Source organism: Paenibacillus hubeiensis, from assembly GCF_032334105.1.
Taxonomy (GTDB): Bacteria; Bacillota; Bacilli; order Paenibacillales; family Paenibacillaceae; genus Paenibacillus; species Paenibacillus hubeiensis.
Window position 1 is genome coordinate 1,282,236 of record NZ_JAVYAE020000001.1, and the last position, 24,376, is coordinate 1,306,611.

Consider the following 24,376-nt stretch of genomic DNA (forward strand, 5'->3'; position numbering starts at 1 on the left):
CTTAAGCGCTGTGGTTATTACAGCAATGCTTTTACGCGGCTAACCACGTTTTCCACAGTGAAGCCGTATTCTGCGATGACGCGGTCTCCAGGCGCGGATGCACCAAATGTGCTGATTCCGAGAATGTCGCCTTGGTCGCCAACGTATTTTTCCCAACCCATCGGGTGAGCCATTTCAATCGCCAGACGTGCTTTGACATCAGGCAGCAGGACGGATTCTTTGTATGCTTTGTCTTGTTTGTCGAACAAATCCCAGCTCGGCATGCTGATGACACGAACTTGAATGCCTTCTTCAGCCAGCGCGGCTTGAGCTTTGACAGCCAGCTGCACTTCGGAACCTGTAGCGATGATTTGAGCAACGGCTTTGCCGTCTTTCGCATCAGACACAACATAAGCACCGCGTTTTACGTTCTCGCGTGCGCCTTCTACCGTTCCTTCGAGGATCGGCAGGTTTTGACGAGTCAGCACCAGCGCAACCGGGTTGTTTTTGTTTTCGAGCGCATAAGCCCATGCTGCGGAAGTTTCATTGCCGTCAGCCGGACGGATGACCGTCAGGTTAGGAATGATGCGCAAGGAAGCCAATTGCTCGATTGGTTCGTGAGTCGGTCCGTCTTCACCAACAGCGATACTGTCGTGAGTCAGAACGTACGTTACAGGCAGACCCATCAGAGCTGCAAGGCGTACAGCCGGACGCAGGTAGTCGGTAAATACGAAGAACGTACCTCCGAATACTTTTACGCCGCTGTGCAATGCCATACCGTTCATCGCAGCAGCCATGCCGAACTCGCGGATACCGAAGTAGATGTTGCGACCGGAGTAATCTTCTGGCGTGAAGTTGGCGATGTTGTTCAGGTGTGTCATTGTGGAGCTTTCCAGGTCGGCAGAACCGCCTGTCAGATAAGGCAGGTTAGGTGCCAGACCGTTCAGGGCGTTACCGGATGCCACGCGTGTGGATACCGCTTTGTCTGTGGCCGCGTATTTAGGCAGATCGCGATCCCAGCCTTCAGGAAGTTCGCCGCTGATTGCCGATTCGAACTGAGCTGCCAGCTCAGGGTATGCTTTTTTGTACTCGGCGAATTTCTCGTCCCAAGCTTTGTTTGCCGCGATGCCGCGCTCTTTCACTTGCGCGAAATGGTCGCGAACTTCAGCAGGCACGTAGAAGTCCTCTTCGTATACCCATTTATAGAATTCTTTGGTCAGTTTGGCTTCTTCCGCACCCAGTGGGGATCCGTGCGTACCGCCGTGGCCGCCTTTACCTTGTTTGTTCGGGCTGCCGTAACCGATCACGGTTTTCACTTCGATCAGTGTAGGACGAATGCTTTCCGCTTGTCCTTCCTGGATTGCTTTTTCAATTGCAGGCAGGTCGTTGCCGTCTTCAACGCGCAGCACTTGCCAGCCGTATGCTTCGAAACGCTTCGCGATGCTTTCGGAAGAAGACAGGTTCAATTCGCCGTCCAGCGTGATGTCGTTGGAGTCGAACAATACGATCAGTTTGCCGAGGTGCAGGCGTCCGGCAAGCGAAGCCGCTTCATGGGATACGCCTTCCATCAGGTCGCCGTCGCCGCAGATCGCATACGTATAATGGTTAACTACATCAAAATTGTCTTTGTTGTAGGTTGCGCCGAGTTGTGCTTCAGCCATAGCCATACCTACAGCCATTGCAATCCCTTGGCCGAGTGGTCCTGTCGTAGCATCAACACCCGCAGTGTGCCCGAATTCCGGGTGACCAGGCGTTTTGCTTCCCCATTGGCGGAATTGTTTCAGTTCTTCCATAGGCAGGTCGTAACCGCTCAGGTGCAGCAAGCTGTACAGCAGCATGGAACCATGTCCTGCGGACAGCACAAAACGGTCCCGATTTACCCATGTCGGGTGAGCCGGGTTATGTGTCATCGTTTTAGCAAAGAGCTGGTATCCCATCGGAGCGGAACCCATCGGCATGCCCGGGTGTCCGGATTTTGCCTTTTCGATGGCGTCAATCGCCAGTGTACGAACCGTCGTGATCGACAGGTTGTCGATTGTGCTGTTTACGTCCTTTTGAATCGCTTCGTTCTTGTCAGTCATGGTTTGTCCTCCTCATGTCTTTAGATAAGTCGGGTGCGCAAGCGAATCCCTCTCATCATACAAGCAAACCGTATATAACAATAAGTAAATCCGCTTGAGTGTTTCATTTTGACTTATTCACTTTTGTATTGTATCACTTGGCGAGGCGCTTTTCCATAACCTCTTTTCGGCGAACAGGGAAATTCGGTCGTTGGAGATCGTGAAAGTGGCTTCCGCTCAGCTTTGGGGCGCAAATTGCCCGCCATATACCAAATTTGCCCAGACCATGCCGATCCCCTTACATTCCTCCACAACTCGGATCGCCCCATGCTTCCATCGGATGAAGTATAACCCGAAACCGGAAAACCATACTCTTTGTGGAACAATGCCATAAAAAAAGACGAACTCCCCTCTCAATGAACGGGAGCCGCCTTCAACAGCCATTATGCATGGCTTTACAATTGCAGATTAATCCTGCACAGCACTAAACTATAAGGTTAAAAAACGACCGTTTTATTTTCGTGAACCAGCACCCGGTCCTCCACATGCCACTTCACTGCCCGTGCCAGCACGACGCGTTCAATGGTGCGTCCGATGCGTTTCAATTCGTTCACGTCGTCACCATGGCTTACACGCTGCACATCCTGCTCGATAATCGGTCCGCCATCCAACTCTTCGGTAACATAATGCGCCGTCGCTCCGATGATTTTTACGCCGCGCTTGTATGCCTGAGCATACGGTTTGCCGCCGACGAACGCCGGAAGGAACGAATGATGAATGTTAATGATCCGGTTGCGATAATGTTCAATGAACGTTGGCGAGATGATTTGCATATAACGCGCAAGAATGATCACGTCGATATCGTCGCCGATGACTTCCAGCTGGCGTTTTTCCGCCTCGGGCTTGGTCTCTGCGGTAACCGGAATGTGATGGTACGGGATACCGAAAGATTCCACGTAATCTTTCATATCCAAATGGTTGCTTACGACCAAGGCGATATCGGCATCCAGGTCCCCGGCCTGCCATTGCCATAACAGCTCCACCAGGCAGTGGTCTTCCTTGGATACAAAAATGGCGAGTTTCTTTTTGCGGCTCACCGCCGTCAACGTCCATTCCATCCGGAACTTGCCTGCCACTTCGGCGAAGTCTGTCTCAAGCTTGTTCAAATTGTCAGACAATTGCGGCAGATCGAACTCGACGCGCATGAAAAACATGCCTCCGGCCGGGTCCATCGTATATTGGTCGGACTGAACGATGTTTGCACCGTGCTGGTGCAGGAAATGCGATACGGCTGCTACGATTCCGGGTCCATCCGGACAGGAAATGAGCATCCGCGCCCGGTCGGCGCGGTTTTGTTGATCAGGACGTAATTGTTTGGCATGAATCTCCATCGGGTACTTTTCCTCCTTAAATTAAGCCGTGACGAGCAGCTCTTTGCCGGCCAGCCAGGCGATCAAACGATGATTCAGTTGTTCCTCGCTCAAATCCGGGAACAGGGCAGATTCCGTCACCATGTCGTACAGGCGCTCCAGCGGCTCGCGCGGATCGGCCTTCTTAGCTTTGGCATCATTTTTGAGCAAGTTCCATACATCGAGAATATAAGAGCGCGGATTGATTTCCTTGCCTTCGAAGAAGTGATGCAGCTGCTCGACTTCAGCCAAAAATGACTGGCCGAAACGGCCGGCAACATCACCGCGCAGCAAAGCGATTTCCACCTCATACATCGGGCGCTGCGTCTTGGCATCTTTGCCGATCCACGGGGTTTCCAGAATGAACGGACGCCCCTGAAGCTTCTCGTGATGCACAACCCGGTTAATCGCTTCGAACCCGATCCATCCCGAGCCGATCGGGGTGTGGCGGTCCTTGCGTGCGCCCACCGGATTTTTGCTGTCATTGATATGCATGACGGCAATGCGATCCAGTCCGACGATGCTGTCGAATTGTTCGAGCACGCCGTCCAAATCTCCCACGATATCGTAGCCTGCATCGTGAATATGGCATGTATCCATGCAGATCGTCAATCGTTCGTTATGCTTGACCTTTTCGATAATCTGTGCGATCTCTTCGAAGCTGCGTCCCATCTCCGTGCCTTTGCCGGCCATCGTTTCCAGAGCGATATTGACATCCGTCTCCTTCACGCCGTCCAACACCTCGTTCAGGCCTTGAGCAATGCGCTCAATGCCGTAATGCGCATCCTTGTCGGTGAAAGCACCGGGATGCAGCACGATATTTTTCACGCCGATGGCATGCGTCCGCCGAATTTCTTCCTGCAGGAAGCTGACGGCCAGCTCGTACGTATTTTCTTTGTAAGAGCCCAGGTTAATGATATACGGCGCATGCACTACGATTTCATCCATGCCCGCAGCCTGCATGGCCTGTTTGCCTTCTTCGATGAACATGGATTCAATGGGCTTGCGGCGCGTATTCTGCGGAGCACCCGTATATATCATAAACGAACTTGAGCCGTACGAGGACGCCTCATTCGTTGCACTCAATAATCCCTTGTCCGAAAAGGACACGTGAGAGCCTATTTTAAGCATCATTCATCCCCCTTTGTTTGAGTTATCCCCTATTCTAACGCGATTATCGAAATAAATCTAGAAATGCGATATAATTCGGAATACAGGCTATTTTTAACAGCATTCCGGAACATGGGTAGCGGAGGGTTTCTTTCGCAAAATTCAATGAACCGAGGTGACCTTTTACAGTGATGTTCGATCCACTTGTTTTGACGCTGGCTAGCAGCTCGCCCAGCAACTGGTTTATGAACACGATCGCATTTTGGACAGTTATCCTGTTAGGCAGCATGTGTATCGGCGGTTTTTTTATGATGCGCAAATTTCTGAAGGTATTGCCCAAAGCGGACGGCAAGTCCAAGCTGGATTGGCAAAATCACTGGGTCGAAACCAGCCGGCATTTATGGACGGACGACGCCAAAGCCTTTTTGGATCAGCTGGTGGAGCCGGTGCCCGGACCGTTCAGGGACATCGCGAAGCATTCCATTGCGGCTGAAATCGGCAGAATCGCCATCGAAAGCAAAGCTTCCGAAGTCACCCGCGACCATTGCATCAAGGGATATATTATCGCCACGCCCAAGCGGGACAATAAGTTTCTTGTCCGTTTTTTGCAAAAAAACGAAATTGATTATTCGCGTTACGAACATTTGATGAACAAATGAAAAAGGATAAGGTTTTAAGAACGTCGCTTTTTGGTGACTCCTCATGATAAACGAATAGAATCCCACACAGGCTCCGGCAGGTCAAGTTTCAGTTCATTCTTACCGATCGGGGCTTTTTTCCAATGATCGTTGTTGTTGAATACCTGCGATAGATACGCAAAAGGGAGTGCCCACTATGAAAATTGCCATCTGCGGCGGAACCGGATTTATTGGAAGCGCATTGACGGATTACTGGCTGAAGTCCAATCACCATATCATGATCATCACTCGAAAGCTGCCGGAAAATAAACGAGCGGCATATCCGAATCTGGAATATGTATCCTGGGAACAGCTTGAAGTTCAGCCGGAACGTATGGAGGGCTTCGATGCATTGGTTAATCTTGCGGGAGAAACGTTGAATCAACGCTGGACGGGCAGCGCCAAGATGCGGATTCTGGAGTCGCGCGTAACGACCGCAGCCAAGGTGGCCCGCCTCGTGTCTTCGCTTGAACGCAAACCGGAGGTGGTCGTGCAGGCTTCTGCCATGGCGATCTATGGAACATCGGCAACGGAAACCTTTGACGAGGACAGTCCCCTTCATGCAGCGGATTTTCCGGCACGCGTTTCGGAACGCTGGGAAGCCGCCTCCAAGGAAATTAAAGGCACAAGGCTTGCCTTCATCCGGATCAGTCTGGTGTTGGGTCACAAAGGGGCTTTTCCACTCATGAAGCTGCCCTACTTGGTTGGATTTGGCGGCAAACTGGGCAGCGGCAAGCAGTGGACGAGCTGGATTCATATTCACGATATGGTGAGGCTTATTGATTTCACGGTGCAAAACAAAGCCATTTTCGGTCCGGTAAACGCGGCTGCACCGCATCCGGTAACGAATGACGAATTTGGAAAAACCATCGGAAAGGTCTTTCGCAGGCCTCATTGGTTTCCGGTACCGGGCTTCCTGATCCAGGCACTGGTAGGGGAAATGTCTATGCTTGTGCTGCAAGGGCAGCGTGTCATTCCCCAAAAGGCGCTGGATCAGGGTTTCCTGTTCACTTATCCGACGCTGCAAGAAGCGTTGGAAGACCTTAAATTACACTGATTGGACCGCTCGGTAGGTGTAGACGGACTCTGCCAAAATGAAGGAATCTCCGTCATGGAGCGGATATTCCTTGTAAGGGGCAAGCAGCTGCCCCTGAAGGACCGTTCCGTTCACGGAACCGAGATCTTTAATGGCATAACCGGTTTTGTTCCTGCTCAGTTCAACATGCGCACGGGATACTCCGACCGCTGCGTCAACCCACTGTACCATGTCTGTCGACCTTCCAATAACAAACGAGGCTCCCCTTATGTCCATCCGCTCGCCCGGCTCCCCTGCAGGGGATCTACGCTCCAAATAATACAGGGGCAGTCCCGTGTCTGCGCCTTTGAAGCCGCCGGCTTCTTTCATGGATTGCAAATTGACGGTAGCTTCTCTGGACACGTCAAAACGCATGCTGTTCTCTGTGGATGCTGCCGAATCCTGTAACTGTTCTTTGTCCGAAAAATGCGGGTGCGGCAAATCCTGTACCATGCTTCCCTGCCGACGATTATACGGCATATCCATGCGATGAACATTCGTGTTCAGATGCGGACCTTCCGGGGCGGCGTCTGACCCCGGCAATGGATCTTGCAACTTGCTGGGGTCATCGCTTCGGCGGGCTGTAAACGGACCTGCATGGCCTGCTTGATTGTTCCAACGCCAGCTTTCCTGAAACATCTCTTCTTCGCCGCCGCTTTCCCGTTGGCGTTTACCCAGGGCAGGAAACGAAAACCTCCCTCGCCCTTTCCACGCCCATACTGCTGCCCCAAGCAGGATGATGCTCAGAGCGGAAGATACCATCATTTCCATCTGTCCGGGCTGTTCCATGTAAATGAATCTCCATATCAAAGCCATGCCTACCATGCAGCCCAAAGCGATGTATGTCACTTTGGCAGACCCCGCATCTTTACTTTCGTCATCCACGTCCGTCTCAAGGTTCTGGTCCTCACCTGAATCCACAGAGCTTCGCTTGAACATCCTCTTCTTCGAGTCATGGTTGGATGGCTTCTCCGATTCTACGGCAGAACGCTCGCCGGATCGCGGCAAAAAGGGCTGCGGCTGTCCCGTTTCCAAAGCTGAAGACATTATGCCTTTGCGTTTGAACAGGAAAGACTCCGGCTCCGATTCCAAACCTTGATGCGTGCCATGGGACACAACATGAAGCTTCGCCTCCATTCCGGACACGGCAGCCGGATGAACGGAGGACGCAGTTGTCTTCTCTGGATCATCCTCGCTTTTTTGCCCGTTCGCATACAATTCCAGCAACAGCTCCCGAAGGTGCCTGATATCCCAGCTCTCTTCATGGCATAACTGGAGCACGCGCTGAATCCCTTCACCCTGCAATTGCTGCACATGGGCCATCAAACGGATAACAAGCTCCCGAAATTGCTGAGGTATATCTGTCTGGACTGCATCCTGGATCGGAACGTAAATCATGCCGATTCCCCCTTGATCGAGCGACCCGTTAACGAACAAATAATCCTCCTGCAGAATAAACTTGCATGACTCCAGCATATATTGCCTGCTCTCCAATAGCGTGTCTGCGATCTGGAACAACAATCCGTACAGCACGTGAAGTTTGATCTTTTCCGTCTTCAACGCATGGGAGAGCATCTTGAATCCCGCGATATCATATTGAAGAGTCACCTTAAGATCCACTTCGCGGATATGGACCGGCAACACTCTTGCAATGCGATTGGAGGCCAGCATTCCGACCTGCACGCTGCTTAACTCGTCCATCCGCAACCCATTGGGCCTCTCCAGCACCATGAACACACCGCCGTTGCGAACAAAATCCCTCGTCAATCCAAACATCGTTCTATTCCTTCCTCCTTCCTCAGCCGATCTACATCAAATATAAATAAGTGCTGACAAATCCGGGCAATACCGCCAGCATAAACGGAAATTTCAGCGTTTTCCCCTTGCCGACCAGCCTGATCGAACCCAATAGGAAGAAGCCGGCCAGGCCGCCAACGATGCTGCGAAATCGCCTTGCCGCATCTTTTCGGAACAACACAATGACAAGCCCGATCGCGCCCGCATACAACACGGAATAAACGACGACATGAATGCCGAACAACAGCCCGGTCCAGGACCCGATTGCTCCGAATAGCTTCACATCCCCCGCGCCCACGGCACCGATGGCATACATCACAAACAGAACTGCAAAACATACGGCAAATCCCGCGGCCGAGAAGAGCAAGCCATCCCAGCCGCCCCAAGCGGCATGTGCCGCCGTCCCCACCAACATCGCAGGCAAGGTGAGACGATTCGGAATCTTCATCGACCGAATATCGGTGACGAAGGCTGCCATTACGACCAGGCCGCAAACCAGATAAAACCATTCCATGCTCCGCCCTCCCTTCAATCATTTGGATGCCACGTCAAAACTGGTTTCGGTCACTGCGCCATCGGCCGTCTCGACCACAAACGTCCATGTGCCTTCCGTCGTCCGGGTGCCGACGAACCAGTTCCATTCGATGACACCATTCTCGTCCGCCGTGGCCCAACCGATGTGTTTGGCCGTGCTCTGGCCGGATTTGTAAAAAATCGTAAGGTTCGCGCTTATCCCGGGGTCCACCTTGACTTTCACCGTGGCTTTGTTGCCAACGTACGCCGGCTCCGGTTTGGACAATACAACCGCTGCTGAACTTGCCGAATTAGCCCCCTCACCGGAGCCGCCAGAGCCTTCTCCCGTATCTCCAATCCATGCACGTTCGGCCGCGGCAGCCTGGATACGTAACGATTTGCCCAAAAAAGGAACCTTAACGGGAAGCTCATAACTCAATTCCACCATAAAATAAGGATTCTGCTTATTGCGAAGATCGGGAAGGGAAATACCGTTCACGTGAATTCGTTCATAATCAAGGACACGTTCATTAATGAAAGGTTTAAGCATCGGTTTTACCGTTGGATCAAGCACCGATTCCAAAACGGAAGTTTTGATTTCCTGTAAAGGCTGTTCGCCGCGGGCGGCTGCCGCTCGAACCCAGTCGTTGAGAGGCTCGGGAAGTGAAGAAGCGTATTTTTCCGCCCACTCCTCCAGAGACAGCCCTGGCAGTTTCCAGCCTCCCCCTTCATCCCCACCTCCGGCCGAATCGCCGGGCGAGAACGCGAGCGAGACCGGATAGATCTGGGCAGCCAATTGCTTCACCGCCTCGCCCGCCGTACTTTGCAATGAAGTGGAAATAAGCGTCATCTGCACGATATATATAAGGAACATGACGAAGAAGAGAAATACCGGCAGCACCAACGAAGCCTCCAAAACGATGCTCCCCTGCTCTTGGGGCAACGGAGCCATTGGCATGTTTGCCCGTAATGATTTCCTTTGATCCTTCTTCCGCCAAATCGTAAGAGTCCAGCGCAAGTGCAGCTTCCCTCTCATTCGCCATGCCTTGCCCGACTGCTGAAATTGCTGCTTTCGATGGAGTTGCTTGTCCATGTTCCCTCCATGGAATCATCATTAAATTTAATAGGAATAATCCGCTCGGCGTTCCACGAACAATCGTCCGTCTTCCACCTGTTCCTCACTGCCCATTACGGCCCCTATGCTTCGCACAACGCCAGGCAAAAACCATAATCTGATACTGCTGCGCGTCGATCCCGCTGCATAGGTTTGCTTTTCCTCCGGATTCACCCCGGTATTCCATCGGATCAAAGCGAGCATTCTGGACATTTTGCGTTCATTGTTGCTATGCATCAACAAAAACAGGCGAAGATGATCCCGGTATGTAAGTTTGATCTTGATCATTTTGGACAACTCTACGCTGCCTTCCTTGGCCAATGTGAGCATGTCTTTGATGGCATGAGTAATGCCATGCAGTATGGCGGCAGACAATACAAGCAGCGGATTCCCAAGCTTGCTGTTTTCGATCAATCCCTCTGCCGTACGAATGGCAAGCCTTATACCGAATATTTCCGCGTATGCCGCAGCGATGTTGCCTGAAGAGTTGTGAAAGCCGTAGATGATATATTCCAACTCCTGATTTTTCAAGTCAAATACGTCGCCCGCTCCTCCATCCCCTTCGGTCCATCCGAGCAATTGCCCGAAATCCGTCGAATTAAAGTAAGCCAAAGCATATTCATTCTGGAACAGCTCATCTCCCAGATTGTCGAGCAAGCCTGACATGCCCCCGAACAAGCTGTCCATGCCGCTCATCGCATTGCCGCCGGACTCGTACGGATCACCTGCGATTTCCGCCTTTTCCGAGGTACTGGCGCCCGCCTGATTAAATGCAATGTTGGCATTGTAAAACTTCTCCAACGATTTGAAAGCCTCCGACGAAGCCGAACCGCCGTTTTCGATCCGCGCCAACACGCGCCGGACCTCCTTCAATTTGCCTTTGGACTCCTTGTCATTGGCTTTGCGCTGCGCATCGGACCCGCGACCGCTCTCCAGCTCGCGTTTGCTCTGGAGAATGACATTGGAAGCGCCATTGCGCACAAAGCTGTCCATATAACGCTCCGTCGCTTGGCTGGCTTGTCTGACTGCCTGTTTAATCGGAACACCGTGCTGGGAAGTCACGTTGCGAAGCTGGTTGTTAAGTTCTACGCCAGCCTGTCTTACTTGAGTAAAGTCAGATGTCTGCGCGCTGACACGCTCACCCAATCGGTCAAACAGACCTTCCTCCCTTACCAGTTCGGAAGCAAGGGAACGTGTATCTCGCGCCTCGTTCCCGTTTCCGGTGGAGCCGGGACTCTGGCCCGGCAAATCGGAATTGCCCACTTTGTCATATTCGGCATTCTGCAGACGATTCTGCCCTTCGGCAATGACCCGTTTCATTTCTTCATTGATGCTGCGGGCCTCTTCGATTTTGGTGATCGCCTCCGGCAAGTTCGTCTGATGCGCTTGGGTCGAGGACTGCAAGCTAGCACTAATCCCCATCACTACATTGTTCACGCCCGAACGATATCGCCCCAACTCCGAGATATATTGCTGTTCCAGAAGCGGCAGCCCTTCATCTGCTGTTTTTTTGCTCCAGAAGTCGGTATAACGTGCTGCTGCCTCGGCGGCAGTAACAGGCGCTTCCTCAAGCATTTCGTCGTAAATGGCCCCGTTTGGCGGATTCATGACAAGTTCCGGCAGGCCCTTCAGCTTCGCCGCGGATTGTTCCTGTATTTCGATGGCCTCGTCCAGCAGTGCCTCTCGCTTGTCGTACAGCTTCTGCAGTTTTTTGAGCAAATCCACCGTATGAGCCGCTTCCTTCATCTCTCCCGACATCGGTTTGAAGCGGTTGATCACTTCGAGGGTAAAGTCGACGGGAGCCCGGTACTTCATGTCTTCCTGGATTTGTCGATTGAAGATGGCATACTTGCCCAATTCTCGTTCCATGCCAAGAGAAGTGGTGTCCCACTGAATATCAAGAATGGGAAAGGCGTCCTTCACCGCCGAAGGTTTCACGCTATCGTTCAGCACTTTGGCCATCATATTTTCCCCGCTGCTATCTCCGTATCCGAATAGCCCGTATTCCCGAAGCGCAGGGTCATATGCCGACATTACAGACCTCATCGCAGCATGCGTCATCCGTTCAACCTGTACCTTGAAAGCCGCAATGCGCGCATAATCGATAAATACCGCCATGAACATATACACCCCCGCCAGAATCAATATTAAAAACAGGGTGACTGCCCCTGATTCGCCATCTCTTTTTCTGAACAGCAGAGCCTCCTCCTTTGCTACTTTTTGCCGTTCCCGAAATGCTGAATGACTTGCCCCGCTTCTGTTGCTGCTTCTGCGGCCGCTCCGCCCCTGCTTTTAAACTTAGCAGCGTAATAGCGGGCCAAATCCACCGTTCGAATAAACTCGACAGGCTCAACCACGGCGGAAGCACCTTCGGTTTGTACCTCATCGCCCGAATCAAAGAGAAAAGAGGGCAACGGCAATGAAATAACCTGGTTAAGACGGACCGTGACTTTCCGCTGCAGCAGCGAATTCGCGTATTCGATCGTGCCGGTCATGCCAGAGGGCATGCTCTGTACGGCTTGAGCCAATTTTTGCTCGGCAAGCCCTTCCCCCTCGCTGGATGGTATGGAAACCTTCGTCACGTTGTCGGCTCCCGCCCAGCCGAATAAAGCGCCCAATAACTGATCATCTTTCAAACGCCAATACAAACCGTCAACATCTGAAACAGCATACTCGCCTGTCAAGGCTTTTTTGTGGCTGTTGTCCCAACTGTAGGCCGCACGCTCCGAAGCGGCATAGGCATGCTGATTCAGAAACGTTCTTTGGTACATGTACATGCCAAAAAACAAGATCAATGCCAACACAAAGAGCAGCACAGGAAAGACCAGGGAGGCTTCGATGGTGAAGCTCCCCTCATCGTTCCTGAATCGTCTATTCGAAAAATTCATTGCTTTTATCGCTGACTTGACCAAGCAGCCTCGTTACCAAAGCTTTGATCTGATCCTTGAAAATCAGAGCGATGATAATAATGACGCCAATAATCAGGATCAGTTCCAACGTCCCCAAACCATCTTCTTCCTTCCAAAATCCTTCGATTTTTCCTCGTGTCCATTCCAGCATGCCGATTCCTCCTACATATTCATCATCATAAAAGCAGGTGCCCCGATCATGACCACGATCGCGAAAAAGATCACCACCATCGGAAACACCAGTTTGGAAGAGGCCTGCTCTCCCCTTGCCCGACTGACTGCCTTACGCTTCTCCCACAGTACGTGTGAAAGATCACGCAGCGCCAACACAAAGTCACCTCCTCCACGCCGGAAATTCAGCAGTACGGTCGTCGTAAAAATCGTGACCTCCTGAACCCCGCAGCGTCGGCTGAACTGCTCGAAAGCCTGGTGAAACGAATATCCGTTATTCCAATCCGCAACGGTTCTGCGCAGTTCGTTATATAAAGGATGATCCCGATTGCCCTGACTGGCTGCGCAATGTACGATGGATCGCTGAACCGTTTCTCCCGCGCCGACCAATAACACGATCCGGTTCAACAGTTCCGGCAGCTCCATCAGCATGTCTTGGTCCCTGCGCTGCACTTTCGCATTCAGGTCTCTGTAGAGCGCAAAGGGCAGCAGCATTGCCATAATCAGTCCACATGCCATTCCCCCGATTCCGATGCCTTCAATCAATGACAACAGGCACCCCAATATGAGCATCAGCCATGCATACGCCAGCATTTCGGCACAATAAAGCATTGTTTTCTCGCCGCTGTGCTGGACGCCGTATATTTTCTGAATGGCATGCTGCATGCGAAACATCAACACAGGCAATCTTCGTACCGCATCGAATCGTTCCAGCAAAAAAAGAAACGGACCATGCAGCTGCTTCAGCCTGATTCCGGGCATGTCCAGCTTGCGCAAATGTCGATACGCCCTTCCCCGGGCACGATCGAGCACGATCCATCCCAAACACAGCGCTCCGCCTGCAAATACGGGTATCAACATTTCGATCTCACCCCTATACCTTGATATCCATAATGCGCGTGATCCACAAATAACAGCCGGCAAGCATCACCAAAGCTCCGGTAGAGATCAGATACCCCATGCCGCTGTAGAGCGGTGCCATAAAGTCCTTGGCGGTGAAATTCAAAAAAAGGAGGAAAATGAACGGTGCGGCGAACATTGCCTTGGATTCAAACCGTTTCTGGGCCACCGCAACCATGATATCCTGCTGGATATCCAGCTTCTCCCCGATCACGGCCGACGTGCGTCTCACCACCTCGACCAGATCGCCGCCTGTCCGCTTGCAAGTAATGAACACGTCCGCAAAATTGGTGATATCCTCGATCCGGGCACGATCGGCAAAGTCCTGCAGCGCTTCTTCGATCGGTTGGCCGTACTCCATCCGGGTGCGCAATATCGTGAATTCCCGAATCAAATCCGTATCCGTTTCCGGATTGAGCATGCGCAAATCTTCGACGGATTCCCGGAAGCCGTTCTCTACCGATTTTCCCGCCGCAAGCGCGGACGACAACGCATACAGCGCTTGTTTAAAGTGCAGGCCGAGCGTCGTTCTTCTGCGGTCCAGCAGCACTTTGGTCCAATAACGGGGCACCCCGAGAGCCCCGACTGCCAGCACAATCCCGGCAATCCAGTGATGATAGAACAACAGACCTACCCCAAAGAACAACAGTCCGCTGATCCCAATACAGCTCCAGCGCTGCCTTCGAGATAACACCAATGTCGTATAATCCGTAAGTGTTTGTTTGGCTTCATCCACCGAAACCACCTCTGATTAGTAGTTTATTTACGTTGTTATATGATCTGTTCAGCCAGGAATCGGGTTTCGCTGTGCGTACTCCTCCAACCATTCTCCATAACCCGCCATCTGCACTTTATGTACTTGCTTTAACTTCCCCACTTGAACAAGACCACCGACAATCTTTCCATCCTGCTCTCCTTTCTCCTGGAAACGGAACAACGGATGAAGCATCACTTCCCCCTCATGCATGCCTGCAACTTCACTGATTTCCGTTACGCGGCGGGAACGGTCGCGAAGCCGGGACAAATGAACAAAAATATCGATGGCCGAGCTGATTTGCTGCCGCACAACGGAAATAGGCAGATCGGCGCCGCTAAGCACCATCGTCTCCAGTCTGCTGATCATGTCAGCCACATTATTCGCATGGGCGGTACTTAAAGATCCGTCATGCCCTGTGTTCATAGCCTGCAGCATATCCAACGCTTCCGCTCCCCGAACCTCCCCAATCACGATCCGGTTGGGACGCATGCGCAGCGACGACTTGATCAAGTCGCGAATCGAAATTTCCCCTTTGCCTTCCGTATTGGCATTGCGCGTTTCAAGCGATACCAGGTTGGGCACGGTCACGATCCGCAGCTCGGCAGAATCTTCGATCGTAATAATGCGCTCATCGGCAGGGATGAACTGGGACAGCGCATTAAGAAACGTCGTTTTTCCCGAGCCCGTTCCGCCGCCGATGAAAATGTTATATTTGCTGCGGACCAATTGCTGCAGCAGTTCTGCGGCTTCTTCATGCAATGCTCCTTTATCGATCAGGTCCGACATGCTCATCGGCTCGCTCGGGAATTTCCGGATCGTCATGGTTGGCCCTTTAAGTGCGATTGGGGGCAAAACGATATTGACCCTTGATCCGTCCTTCAATCTGGCGTCAACAATGGGAGACGATTCATTCACGATCCGGTTGACGCCTGCAACGATCATCTGGATGATATCCTCAAGCCGCTCCGTGGATTCGAATTCCAATGGCACGCGCTCTACCTCTCCGGCTTTTTCCACAAAGATCTCCCTATGGCTGTTAATCATGATTTCCGTGATCTCCGGAGAATCGACCAGCGGCTGCAAAATGTCCAGTCCGCGAAACGAATCATACAGCCGCTTGACCAAGGCATGTTTTTCCCCTGAAGTCAGTTCTTCCAATTGAGCGTCGGACAGCACCCTGCGTTCAATGGATTGCCACAGCTCCTCGTCTCCGGCAGCGGAAGTCAGGTTCAAACCTGCCCTGACTTCATTGCGCATGGCCTGGAACAGGTCTTCACGTTCCGGGACGATCATTTTAACCATGGCGTACCTCCGCCATTGAAGGAGCGAGTCCTTTGATCCGCGAATGGTCATCCTCGTCAGGCAGCAGCATGGCGCATACCTGCCTGATTTCACGCTGGAAGATTGGAGAGCTGAGCAGCACTTCCTCTTGACTGAGCTGTTTCCAGGAAGGAATCCACGGAAGAATCGCGTCCAGTCGTAGATCAGCACGGGGAAGGGCATTTATCATGCGGCCCTGGACCTTGTTGGCAATAAACCTGGCACGTTCCATCACGCTCTCGTAACGTTCCGGATGAATTCGTTCCATATGTCTCATCCATTCTCCCCAGCGGTACAAGGAGGCAAGTTCGTCCTCAACGAGCCATACAAGCGTGTCCGCCGCTTCAAATACAGCCTCGCTGCGCCCATCCCAACCCGAGTCGCCATCCGTGACGATCACGTCATACCGACCGCAATCCACGGCATGCTGCATCAGCGCTTTGGCGTCCTCGCAGGACATTTGCAGCAGTTCTTTGCGGTTGTTCGGCGGCCAAAACATGTCTGCCTTCAATGCGTCATGGCGAAACACATAATCGTCCAGAGCCCCTCCCTGTTTGGCTGAAGCATTCTGCTTCTCCCCTCTAGCCCCGGAATGCTTCTTGCCAGCCTTCAGGTCGTATAACAGCCGCGACAAACCCGATTCCGCTTCGGCATACCGAGGATGGCTCCGCAACAAGCCTTTCTCCAGAAACGGCATGGTGCTGTCCAGCGTCTCCAGATTGAGATACAGCACCGCATATCCCGCAACACCCAATTGTTTGACCAAATGCATCGCTACCGTTGTTTTGCCGCAGCCTCCGGAAGCCGATACCACTCCTGCCAAAAGGGTGCCGCGACCCGCCTTCAGCTGTTTCTTCCGCCGTGGTTGGCGGCAGGCATTCAAGGCCGTATCCAGCAGTGCAGGCAAAGGTTGATACTTTGCCAGAAGCTTCTCTTCCTGTACCCCTTCCTTTCCTTCCCCAAGCATCAACCATGGGATTTCTCGATCATGTTTCGCCCGTTCCAGCCAGGGCTGCAGAAATGCAGGCTCCGCAATGACCAGATCAGGCATCTCCCTGTCTACCTGCTCGTACATGTACTCCCTGAAAGCTTCCTCATTCGAAAACGCCGTAAAACGGATATCCGCGGCATATGCGCTTTCCCGCACATAATCCAGCCAGGCGTCAATATACTCTTTGTCCCCGGAAGCAAGAACCGCCTTCAGAACACCCAATATGCCTTCCCTCCCCGAAAAGCACAAAAAACACCGCCCATACAATTGCACAAACCGCATGCAATGTAAGGACGGTGCTTCCGTCACGTGCTATGAATTTATCGATAATATATCATACAATTTCTGGATGATCAAGTGATTTGTGAAAAACCGGAAATTACGCTTCCCTTTTACGAGCCGTAAGGAGCGCCGAACTCGATAATGTTTCGATCCGGGTCCAATATGAAAATTTGCGCAAATCCGGCAACGCTGTCCGGCCTGGCCTCGTATTCGACCCCCTGTTTCTCAAGCCACTCCAACGTTTCCTTGTGGCTCTTCACCCAAATCGCGAAATGGCCATCCGTCGTATCGATGCCGCCCTCCCGCAGCGTATGCCCCTGCGGATGCTGCAATAGATGAAGCTGCTGGCTGCCGATGGCATACCAAGTGCCCGTTGAACGGAAAGGCGGACGCTCGATCTCCTGCAGTCCAAGCACCTCCGAGTAAAACCGCTTTGCAACCTCCAGGTCGCGCACGGCCAAACTGACGTGGTGAATATGCGAAAAATGAATCATTCCCGTTTCCCCCTCCTCTTTCTTTCCCTTGCCGGATCTCCCTCGGGTTATGCAAACATGATGTTCAAGCCGATACACGAATATACCATAGCATAACATAATGATTCTTCGCCAGAACCGAGGTTTGCTCAAACAACACCAAACACCCCCTGCTGATTGAATAAGTTTCCTTTTTCTTTGTTATAACCTGTAGTTCGATAACCTTCTTTTTGGTAAAATAGCTTTGTAATTCACTTAAACGATGAAGGGAGTATATGAAGGATGAAAAAGAAATTGGTCTTTACCGTGTTAGCTGCTATTCTGGTTGCCAATGTTTCAGTCCAAGCTATGCCTAAAGTTGAAGCGAAAAAAGTGTACTACAAAAACTGTGCTGCCGTGAGGAAAGCCGGGAAAGCACCGCTTTATAAAGGAGAGCCAGGATACCGTAAAGCCCTGGATCGAGACGGAGACGGCGTAGCTTGTGAAAAGAAATAAGTAAACAAGGTCCTAAGTATCCGTCCCCGTTTTTCAGCCTAAAGTTGAAAAACACAAAGAACAAAGCTGGCTTAAGGTTGCACCTGAATACATAGCTGGTCTCAAGCAAGGATAGAAAAACCTCGAACAACTTGTATACTTCTCTAGACGGATCATCGAACGAGAAGCATATACCATATATAGCACTCCGGATCGGGGTGCTTTTTATGTCCGCAAACCATCCGGAACGTTGCAGGCAGAAAGCATTGAAAATACGAAAAACACCCCTCGCAGAGCAGCGCAAAAACGTACATTTCCTTGCGCTTTCTCCTTAAAGGGATGCATCTCTAAACCTTCCGGATTGATTCAACTCGTTACTTCGCGCTGTCCAGCACTTCCTGAGGAACCTCGATGTTCTCCACGGTGTTGTGGTTGCTGAACGTGCTGGTCATTTTCATGTCCATCTTCATCTTCTGACCCTCTTGCTCCATGTTCATGACCATGTTGAGGTCTGTTCCCGTTGGCAAATATGTTTCTTGGTTGACCATGTATTTCATGGTCATGCTGGTGATGTCCATTTGATCGATCATCGTTTGCATTTGCGGGTCTGTCCCGTTTTGCTGCAGAACCGATTTGGCCAGCTCCTTCACATTGTCCCCGGACACCGTAGCGTTGATGACATAGTTGTCGCCCTCGGCCGTAATTTTCGTGTCTTCCGTGATCGATTTGAACTGCTCCAGCTCCTGTTCCGGATTGACGCTTGCTTTCATTTGCTCGATCAGCGGCTGGGTTTGCTCTTCCGGAATGGTCACCCACTGTTCGCCCACCTGCGAATAGATGCCATCGTTAGTAAAATACTGCTTGATGGTCTGCGCTTCCTGACCGGGCATTTCCACCTTCATTTCCTGGTAAGCCGTCAATGGATCTTTGATGACGTCCATCTTGATGCTTGTCGTTAACTGCTGCTCCTGGCTCTGTTCGCCGGCTTCGACGCTAATGTTCTGCTGAATGCTTGCTTCGGAGGAAAAGCTCTTTAATGTCTTCGAAGCTTCGCTCGATTTTGCAATCAATTCGTCCAACGTAGGAACCGCCGCTTCCTGTTCATTTACTGCGGCATTATTGCTCGTTGGATCGTTGTTTGCCGCTGTTTCTGATGCATCATTGCTTCCCGCCTGACCTCCGCATGCAGCCAAGCTTAGTGCCATCCATGCCCCGATAAGTACTGTCGTCCATTTCTTCAAATGATTATACCTCCAAAATGTATGATTTCCCCAATCATTACCCTGTCTTTCCTCATTTCAAACCCATTTCACAGAAAACGATCCTTGATGTCCGGTGAAGGAAGCATGCACGTCTCATCCTTGCCGAACCAGCGGTACCGATTGCGGGCAATGACGCCATATACCGCATCACGCAGCGGCCTTGGTATGATCACGAATCCATACAGCAGCGGGTAAGGAAACTTCAGGCCTTTGGCAAGCTTCAGCGCGGCAGTAGAACGCGTGTAATACTTCCCGTCTTCAATCAGCACGAATGTATCCATGCGATCGACCGGAAGCCTTCCTTGTTCAAGCAATCTTTTGGCCACATCCGATTGAAGCGAGGCGAAATGGTACTTTCCTTTCGGGTCGCGCTTGATGATCCATTTGGTGACTCCCTGACAAAAGTGGCATACGCCGTCCACAAGCACGATGGGATGCTCCTGTCGTTTTTTCGATTCATGTTCGGACATTTCCTCAACCTCCTCCAGCTATTATAGAAGCTGTGCACCGCTCGCGATGCATTTAAAGGTACATGTTCTTCCGTTCATATAGAAAAAGAGCGCAGGCTTGCGCCCACGCTCGTATCTGCCCGGCAATTACTCGGCAATTGCCTTTTCTACCCACTGGTCATCCATCATTTGTTGATGGAGGTCTGCTGCATACTGGTCCATGCATTTGCAAATGAAATCTTTGCGGCATACTGGACAAGGCGTTTTCTGCAGACGGCTGATGTTGGTCAATTTCCATTCCGGAGTACGGGAATAGAACACGCGGCAATGGGTGCCGTCCACCAATTTCATCGTAAACTCGTACAATCCGTCTTTTTCGTTTTTGCTCGCGATTTGCAATGTTGCAATGCTCGGTCTATAAGACATGGAGATCACCTGTCAATTCAAATTTGTTCCTGCATTAGCTTTCTCAGTACTCAAACATATTAAAGAAATTTTAGCTTAATGTCAACTCGCCTGCCATGCCGCATTGCCGGGATCTCCATATCAGAAACGCGGGCGCACCGGATCTCTTCACGGGAAGCCTCATTAACCCCCGAACAAAATATCCAGAATCGTCCCGACCTGGCCTTGCTTTTTGCCTTTCAACACGCTTGGGTCAAACACCTCGACATAACCGCAGGAAGAACAAGAGACGAACAAATAATGGTTGTGCTGGATATCGAACACTTTGCTGAGTCCTGCTCCCGACATGGACACTTCCTTGATGTCGCAATCCGTCCCCCGACATTTCGAACATACGAACCGGCGCTCAATCATTTCTTCAATACTCATCAAGCGTTCCCCCTCTTCTTTTCTGGACGTCGGATCAGACAGGTTTGGGTTTATGTAAAAAAGTACGATATGCATCATGCCATTTCCTGCTATGAAATGCTTATTGTTGAAAAACAGGACCCTGCCGGATTGCGGCAGAGCCCCCGATTCGGATCCGATGTTAAAGTTCGCCCAGCGTTATACCACGTTCAACACAACGTCGATATTGCCCCGGGTCGCCTTGGAATACGGACAAAATTCATGCGCTTTGCGAGCCAGCTCCTCCGCTTGGCTGCGTTCGATTCCTTCCATATTGACGTCGAGGCGGACCGCCAGCTTGAAACCGTCGTCTTCCGGGTCTTTGCCGATCGAAACGTTGCTGGTGACGACGACGTCCCCAAGCTTCACTCCTGCCTTACGGGCCACATTGGCCAGCGCACTCTCGTAACAGGCTCCGTAACCTGCTGCAAACAACTGCTCCGGATTCGTACCTTCACCGCCTGATCCGCCCAATTCCTTAGGCATGGCGAGCTCATGTTTGAGCACTCCGTCCGAAGAAGCTACCGAACCCGTGCGTCCGCCTTTAACTGTTGCCGTTGCCGTATATAAAGCCTGCATCGATGATCTCTCCTTTAATATGGTTAGTATTATCGCTTATGTTCCAATTAAACCGCTGAGTCGTTTTGAAACGTTATTCATCGCTATTCCGGTTCTGACAGCATCGAATGGGTTAACCTATCGTCTGAAACACCGCCCGCCTTCTTTGCAAGCCGCCAACTATTCCTATCCATTCTTTTTTGTTTGGCGCCACCCCAGAAAAATTGTCCTTTTACACAAAAGTTGCACTAGACAAAAATATTTGAAGGTGTACAATGTAAACAACGACATATCTTTTCGGACATAAGCTTCTCGTCATTCCAAACCTTCATTTCATCGAAACTATAGATAATCGTTATTAAATCCATTAAAAGTCAGGTGATGATTCCATGAGCAAAAGAAATCCATTCCACACCTCTTCAGCCGAACAGCTTGCAGCAGCAGGCGCGATGCCTTCCCTCGGGGAAGCCCATAGTTCCATGAGAGTGCCCAAAAACGCGGCCTGGTGGAAAAAATTCCTCGCCTTCGTCGGCCCGGGTTACATGGTTGCCGTCGGATATATGGACCCCGGCAACTGGGCGACCGACATATCGGGAGGCTCGCAATTCGGGTATACGCTCCTGTCGGTAATCCTCATTTCGAATCTGATGGCGGTTGTGCTGCAAGCACTCGCAGGCAAACTCGGCATCGTTACCGGACGCGACCTTGCCCAGGCTTGCCGCGAACGGTTCAGCATGCCTGTAGTCATCATGCTGTGGTTGTTATGCGAACTCGCGATCGCTGCAACCGATCTCGCCGAAGTGATCGGGTCGGCCATCGCCCTGAAACTGTTGTTTAACATTCCGATGCTGTATGGCGTCATCATTACCGCAGTGGACGTGCTGCTGGTCCTGCTTTTGCAAAACAAAGGTTTTCGGGCCCTTGAAACGCTCGTCATCGTGCTGATGGCCACCATTGCCCTCTGTTTCGGCATCGATCTGTTTCTCGCCAAACCGGACATGGGCGGAGTGCTGCACGGCTTTGTACCCAGCGCGGAAATTTTGCAAAACCCAGCCATGTTATACATCGCGATCGGCATCATCGGGGCTACCGTTATGCCCCATAACCTGTATCTGCATTCGTCCATCGTACAGACCCGCCAGATCGAGCAGACATCCCGTGGCAAAAGAGAAGCAATCCGTTACTCCACCATGGATTCCACGATCGCTTTGACGCTGGCCCTGTTCATCAATGCCGCCATTTTGATCGTGTCGGCGGCCGTTTTCCACAGTGCAGGCATGACGCAGGTCGCCGAAATCGCCGATGCCTATCACCTGCTGACGCCGCTGCTGGGCACAACGATCGCAAGCGTTCTGTTCGGCGTTGCCCTGCTTGCTTCCGGCCAGAATTCCACGCTGACAGGAACCCTGTCCGGACAGATCGTCATGGAAGGTTTCCTGAACATCCGGATTCCCGCCTGGCTGCGCAGGCTGGTTACACGGCTTATTGCCATCATCCCGGCCGTCATCGTTACCGCCATTGCCGGCGAACACGGTACCGAGGAACTGCTCATTCTGAGCCAGGTCATTTTGTCTTTGCAGCTGCCGTTTGCCGTCATCCCGCTGGTCATGTTTACGAGCGATAAAAAAAGCATGGGCGAGTTTGCCAACAAATCATGGCTGAAAATAGCATCCTGGTTTATTGCTGGTATCATCGTCGTCCTGAACGTGTACCTCATTATCCAGACTTTCGCACTCCTCTAAAAAAATAAGGCTGATCGTCGCAAGCACCGGAGTGCCTGCACGATCAGCCTTTTCTTCGATGAAACGGAGGATGAACACAGCATTATAATGTAACTATTAATGAAACCTAATCCTCGCCAGGCAAAAACAGCGGCAGCAGCTGCTCCAGCGATTCAACCGTCCAGTCCGGCTGCTCGTCCGCCGAGCGTTCAGGCTGAAACCTTCCGTAACCTTGCAATATGCGTACAGTGCGCATGCCCAGTTTGCTTGCCGGAACGATGTCGTTATCGATTCGGTCCCCAATCATAACAGCCTCATCAGGCTCGCATTCCGCCTGCTTCAACGCTACCGCGTATAATCCGGGATCCGGTTTGGATACGCCCTCTTCTGCCGAGCATGCCAGGACGTCCACGTATTTGCGCAAGCCATACCTTTCAAGCCGCTCTTCCGTGCCCAGGCTTTGATTGGCAATGATGCCGATCCGATAACGGCCGGATAACGCATGCAGCACACGCTCCGCAGCAGCAAAAGGATGCTCCAGCTCCTTCCGGAACTTCAGTTTTTCCTGAATCCGTGCCCGGTGCTCCTCATGATCGATCAAGGTACGAATAGCTACCCGCATCGGCCACTGCTCGTACTTGCTGTAACATTCGACAAAGATCTCGCGCACCTTTTCGATGTTCACATGATACCCGAGCATTCGGGCTTCCCGCACAAACTGGCCGATGATGTCGTCCACCGGCTCCCACTCATCCACCAACGTATCCCCAACATCAAAAAACAACCATTTGATACCACCAATATCCGGCACGTTACTCCTCCTTGCTCACCTTGAACGCATCCTCCCAATCATCAACGCGAGCCTCATCCCGCGAATCTTTTACCATTCAAAAGGTCGCTGTTTTCAGGCCCGTCTTCCAACATTAAAAAAAGAAGACCCGTATCCAGAAAGAGTCTTCTTGGTTTTTCACACATATAATTAAGCTAATTATAACAGCCGCCCAACATCGGATCAATCACCAACAGCCCGCCCTTATCCGTTGAGCAGAAATCCGACCTCTCCATTCATCGAATACACGATCCGATCGGCACCCATACCGCGATAAATGCCTTTGGGATGGCTCTGTTCCGTAATGACGCACAACGTCTTGGATGTCCACGATCTGCAGATTTGCAGATAGCGGCAGGTGAGATTAAGGCTGTTCTCAAAAATAAAAACATTGCCCACATTTCCCTGCGGCAGAAACCACTTTTGCGCCGATGCCGTATTCATGCGAATGACGTTCTCTACGCCGATCCGCCGCAATTTGCGTTCTTCGCCCGCACTGTTTGTCAGCACGGCAAAAGGTACCTTTTTGTACATCAACAGCTTCACAAATTTGCGCCCTGCTTCATTCGGGGCCGTGACCAAAACCATCTCGTTATCCATTATTCGTTCCTCCCTCTGACGTGAAAAGACAACAAAAAAGAAGCGTGGGGGACCAAGGCCGCCCGAACGCTTCTTCAATCCATGACAAATAACA

Annotated in this window: 24 protein-coding genes and 1 pseudogene; 4 read left to right on the forward strand and 21 right to left on the reverse strand. The window is 51.6% G+C overall.

The window, feature by feature from the left end; translation table 11 throughout:
• Positions 1-17: 17 nt before the first annotated feature.
• The 3 genes from tkt to RSX24_RS06190 all read right to left on the reverse strand — a co-directional run bounded on the left by tkt (position 18) and on the right by RSX24_RS06190 (position 4,579).
• Positions 18-2,060, reverse strand: a complete 2,043-nt coding sequence (gene tkt / locus RSX24_RS06180; RefSeq protein WP_236415063.1) for a transketolase — start codon at positions 2,058-2,060, stop codon at positions 18-20.
• A 476-nt stretch (positions 2,061-2,536) separates the two neighbouring features.
• On the reverse strand, positions 2,537-3,430 hold the full coding sequence (gene purU, locus RSX24_RS06185; protein ID WP_236415065.1) for a formyltetrahydrofolate deformylase: 894 nt from the start codon (positions 3,428-3,430) through the stop codon (positions 2,537-2,539).
• A gap of 21 nt (positions 3,431-3,451) precedes the next feature.
• Positions 3,452-4,579, reverse strand: coding sequence for a deoxyribonuclease IV (locus tag RSX24_RS06190; protein WP_236415386.1), 1,128 nt, complete (start codon positions 4,577-4,579; stop codon positions 3,452-3,454).
• A 170-nt stretch (positions 4,580-4,749) separates the two neighbouring features.
• Here RSX24_RS06190 and RSX24_RS06195 point away from each other — a divergent pair, with 170 nt between their 5' ends.
• Positions 4,750-5,217, forward strand: a complete 468-nt coding sequence (locus RSX24_RS06195) for a DUF2621 domain-containing protein (protein WP_236415388.1) — start codon at positions 4,750-4,752, stop codon at positions 5,215-5,217.
• A 175-nt stretch (positions 5,218-5,392) separates the two neighbouring features.
• Entirely contained in the window at positions 5,393-6,292 is a 900-nt protein-coding gene (locus RSX24_RS06200; protein ID WP_343259993.1) for a TIGR01777 family oxidoreductase, read from the forward strand.
• Here the strand turns inward: RSX24_RS06200 and RSX24_RS06205 are convergent.
• The 11 genes from RSX24_RS06205 to RSX24_RS06255 all read right to left on the reverse strand — a co-directional run bounded on the left by RSX24_RS06205 (position 6,284) and on the right by RSX24_RS06255 (position 17,558).
• On the reverse strand, positions 6,284-8,086 hold the full coding sequence (locus RSX24_RS06205) for a DUF6382 domain-containing protein (protein WP_343259994.1): 1,803 nt from the start codon (positions 8,084-8,086) through the stop codon (positions 6,284-6,286). The two genes, RSX24_RS06200 and RSX24_RS06205, sit on opposite strands and share 9 nt — an antisense overlap.
• A gap of 31 nt (positions 8,087-8,117) precedes the next feature.
• Positions 8,118-8,621 carry an A24 family peptidase gene (locus tag RSX24_RS06210; RefSeq protein ID WP_343259995.1) on the reverse strand — a complete coding sequence of 168 codons (504 nt, stop codon included), beginning with the start codon at positions 8,619-8,621 and terminating at the stop codon, positions 8,118-8,120.
• Positions 8,622-8,639: 18 nt separating this feature from the next.
• Positions 8,640-9,713 (reverse strand): pilus assembly protein, encoded by a 1,074-nt coding sequence (locus RSX24_RS06215; RefSeq protein WP_343259996.1) that lies wholly within the window; start codon positions 9,711-9,713, stop codon positions 8,640-8,642.
• 27 nt (positions 9,714-9,740) lie between these two features.
• The gene (locus RSX24_RS06220) at positions 9,741-11,852 is read right to left on the reverse strand and encodes a hypothetical protein (RefSeq protein ID WP_343259997.1); all 2,112 of its coding nucleotides are present in this window, start codon (positions 11,850-11,852) and stop codon (positions 9,741-9,743) included.
• Positions 11,853-11,947: 95 nt separating this feature from the next.
• Positions 11,948-12,622: a TadE/TadG family type IV pilus assembly protein gene (locus tag RSX24_RS06225; protein WP_343259998.1), complete on the reverse strand. Its 675-nt coding sequence runs from the start codon at positions 12,620-12,622 to the stop codon at positions 11,948-11,950.
• Entirely contained in the window at positions 12,606-12,794 is a 189-nt protein-coding gene (locus RSX24_RS06230) for a Flp1 family type IVb pilin (RefSeq protein ID WP_339276676.1), read from the reverse strand. The genes RSX24_RS06225 and RSX24_RS06230 overlap by 17 nt, the downstream gene beginning before the upstream one ends.
• An 11-nt stretch (positions 12,795-12,805) precedes the next feature.
• Positions 12,806-13,675 (reverse strand): type II secretion system F family protein, encoded by an 870-nt coding sequence (locus RSX24_RS06235; protein ID WP_236415081.1) that lies wholly within the window; start codon positions 13,673-13,675, stop codon positions 12,806-12,808.
• Between the two features lie 13 nt (positions 13,676-13,688).
• Positions 13,689-14,450 carry a type II secretion system F family protein gene (locus RSX24_RS06240; protein WP_339276673.1) on the reverse strand — a complete coding sequence of 254 codons (762 nt, stop codon included), beginning with the start codon at positions 14,448-14,450 and terminating at the stop codon, positions 13,689-13,691.
• Positions 14,451-14,498: 48 nt separating this feature from the next.
• A complete protein-coding gene (locus RSX24_RS06245) occupies positions 14,499-15,773 on the reverse strand; it encodes a TadA family conjugal transfer-associated ATPase (protein WP_438286760.1) in 1,275 nt (424 codons plus the stop codon).
• The gene (locus RSX24_RS06250; protein WP_343259999.1) at positions 15,766-17,004 is read right to left on the reverse strand and encodes a nucleotide-binding protein; all 1,239 of its coding nucleotides are present in this window, start codon (positions 17,002-17,004) and stop codon (positions 15,766-15,768) included. Before RSX24_RS06250 ends, RSX24_RS06245 begins: the two co-directional genes overlap by 8 nt.
• Before the next feature lie 170 nt (positions 17,005-17,174).
• The gene (locus tag RSX24_RS06255; protein ID WP_236415087.1) at positions 17,175-17,558 is read right to left on the reverse strand and encodes a VOC family protein; all 384 of its coding nucleotides are present in this window, start codon (positions 17,556-17,558) and stop codon (positions 17,175-17,177) included.
• Positions 17,559-17,912: 354 nt separating this feature from the next.
• Between RSX24_RS06255 and RSX24_RS06260 the strand changes: the two are divergent.
• Positions 17,913-18,032, forward strand: a pseudogene (locus RSX24_RS06260) (excalibur calcium-binding domain-containing protein); the annotation flags it as partial.
• 353 nt (positions 18,033-18,385) lie between these two features.
• Here RSX24_RS06260 and RSX24_RS06265 read toward each other — a convergent pair.
• The 5 genes from RSX24_RS06265 to RSX24_RS06285 form a co-directional block, all read right to left on the reverse strand.
• Positions 18,386-19,252 (reverse strand): DUF6612 family protein, encoded by an 867-nt coding sequence (locus RSX24_RS06265; RefSeq protein WP_343260000.1) that lies wholly within the window; start codon positions 19,250-19,252, stop codon positions 18,386-18,388.
• Between the two features lie 68 nt (positions 19,253-19,320).
• Positions 19,321-19,743 (reverse strand): thiol-disulfide oxidoreductase DCC family protein, encoded by a 423-nt coding sequence (locus RSX24_RS06270; RefSeq protein ID WP_236415091.1) that lies wholly within the window; start codon positions 19,741-19,743, stop codon positions 19,321-19,323.
• Between the two features lie 126 nt (positions 19,744-19,869).
• Positions 19,870-20,148, reverse strand: a complete 279-nt coding sequence (locus RSX24_RS06275) for a hypothetical protein (protein ID WP_236415093.1) — start codon at positions 20,146-20,148, stop codon at positions 19,870-19,872.
• A 162-nt stretch (positions 20,149-20,310) separates the two neighbouring features.
• The gene (locus RSX24_RS06280) at positions 20,311-20,556 is read right to left on the reverse strand and encodes a zinc ribbon domain-containing protein (protein ID WP_236415095.1); all 246 of its coding nucleotides are present in this window, start codon (positions 20,554-20,556) and stop codon (positions 20,311-20,313) included.
• A 177-nt stretch (positions 20,557-20,733) separates the two neighbouring features.
• The gene (locus tag RSX24_RS06285; RefSeq protein ID WP_236415097.1) at positions 20,734-21,153 is read right to left on the reverse strand and encodes an organic hydroperoxide resistance protein; all 420 of its coding nucleotides are present in this window, start codon (positions 21,151-21,153) and stop codon (positions 20,734-20,736) included.
• A gap of 428 nt (positions 21,154-21,581) precedes the next feature.
• Here RSX24_RS06285 and RSX24_RS06290 point away from each other — a divergent pair, with 428 nt between their 5' ends.
• Positions 21,582-22,874, forward strand: a complete 1,293-nt coding sequence (locus RSX24_RS06290) for an Nramp family divalent metal transporter (protein WP_343260072.1) — start codon at positions 21,582-21,584, stop codon at positions 22,872-22,874.
• A 106-nt stretch (positions 22,875-22,980) separates the two neighbouring features.
• Here the strand turns inward: RSX24_RS06290 and RSX24_RS06295 are convergent, their stop codons facing one another.
• Together RSX24_RS06295 and RSX24_RS06300 are read right to left on the reverse strand one after the other, a co-directional pair.
• The gene (locus RSX24_RS06295; protein ID WP_236415099.1) at positions 22,981-23,664 is read right to left on the reverse strand and encodes an HAD family hydrolase; all 684 of its coding nucleotides are present in this window, start codon (positions 23,662-23,664) and stop codon (positions 22,981-22,983) included.
• Between the two features lie 222 nt (positions 23,665-23,886).
• Positions 23,887-24,282 carry a hypothetical protein gene (locus RSX24_RS06300; protein WP_236415101.1) on the reverse strand — a complete coding sequence of 132 codons (396 nt, stop codon included), beginning with the start codon at positions 24,280-24,282 and terminating at the stop codon, positions 23,887-23,889.
• Positions 24,283-24,376: the final 94 nt, after the last annotated feature.

What these genes read in the sequence shown, in the direction of transcription:
- purU (WP_236415065.1), bottom strand. Translation starts at nt 3,430, where the DNA reads ATGGAGATTCATGCCAAACAATTACGTCCTGATCAACAAAACCGCGCC.
- RSX24_RS06280 (WP_236415095.1), bottom strand. Translation starts at nt 20,556, where the DNA reads ATGAGTATTGAAGAAATGATTGAGCGCCGGTTCGTATGTTCGAAATGT.
- RSX24_RS06235 (WP_236415081.1), bottom strand. Translation starts at nt 13,675, where the DNA reads ATGTTGATACCCGTATTTGCAGGCGGAGCGCTGTGTTTGGGATGGATC.
- RSX24_RS06290 (WP_343260072.1), top strand. Translation starts at nt 21,582, where the DNA reads ATGCCTTCCCTCGGGGAAGCCCATAGTTCCATGAGAGTGCCCAAAAAC.
- RSX24_RS06210 (WP_343259995.1), bottom strand. Translation starts at nt 8,621, where the DNA reads ATGGAATGGTTTTATCTGGTTTGCGGCCTGGTCGTAATGGCAGCCTTC.
- RSX24_RS06220 (WP_343259997.1), bottom strand. Translation starts at nt 11,852, where the DNA reads ATGGCGGTATTTATCGATTATGCGCGCATTGCGGCTTTCAAGGTACAG.
- RSX24_RS06205 (WP_343259994.1), bottom strand. Translation starts at nt 8,086, where the DNA reads ATGTTTGGATTGACGAGGGATTTTGTTCGCAACGGCGGTGTGTTCATG.
- RSX24_RS06285 (WP_236415097.1), bottom strand. Translation starts at nt 21,153, where the DNA reads ATGCAGGCTTTATATACGGCAACGGCAACAGTTAAAGGCGGACGCACG.
- tkt (WP_236415063.1), bottom strand. Translation starts at nt 2,060, where the DNA reads ATGACTGACAAGAACGAAGCGATTCAAAAGGACGTAAACAGCACAATC.
- RSX24_RS06300 (WP_236415101.1), bottom strand. Translation starts at nt 24,282, where the DNA reads ATGGATAACGAGATGGTTTTGGTCACGGCCCCGAATGAAGCAGGGCGC.
- RSX24_RS06225 (WP_343259998.1), bottom strand. Translation starts at nt 12,622, where the DNA reads ATGAATTTTTCGAATAGACGATTCAGGAACGATGAGGGGAGCTTCACC.
- RSX24_RS06245 (WP_438286760.1), bottom strand. Translation starts at nt 15,773, where the DNA reads ATGGTTAAAATGATCGTCCCGGAACGTGAAGACCTGTTCCAGGCCATG.
- RSX24_RS06190 (WP_236415386.1), bottom strand. Translation starts at nt 4,579, where the DNA reads ATGCTTAAAATAGGCTCTCACGTGTCCTTTTCGGACAAGGGATTATTG.
- RSX24_RS06200 (WP_343259993.1), top strand. Translation starts at nt 5,393, where the DNA reads ATGAAAATTGCCATCTGCGGCGGAACCGGATTTATTGGAAGCGCATTG.
- RSX24_RS06230 (WP_339276676.1), bottom strand. Translation starts at nt 12,794, where the DNA reads ATGCTGGAATGGACACGAGGAAAAATCGAAGGATTTTGGAAGGAAGAA.
- RSX24_RS06195 (WP_236415388.1), top strand. Translation starts at nt 4,750, where the DNA reads ATGTTCGATCCACTTGTTTTGACGCTGGCTAGCAGCTCGCCCAGCAAC.
- RSX24_RS06270 (WP_236415091.1), bottom strand. Translation starts at nt 19,743, where the DNA reads ATGTCCGAACATGAATCGAAAAAACGACAGGAGCATCCCATCGTGCTT.
- RSX24_RS06255 (WP_236415087.1), bottom strand. Translation starts at nt 17,558, where the DNA reads ATGATTCATTTTTCGCATATTCACCACGTCAGTTTGGCCGTGCGCGAC.
- RSX24_RS06215 (WP_343259996.1), bottom strand. Translation starts at nt 9,713, where the DNA reads ATGGACAAGCAACTCCATCGAAAGCAGCAATTTCAGCAGTCGGGCAAG.
- RSX24_RS06275 (WP_236415093.1), bottom strand. Translation starts at nt 20,148, where the DNA reads ATGTCTTATAGACCGAGCATTGCAACATTGCAAATCGCGAGCAAAAAC.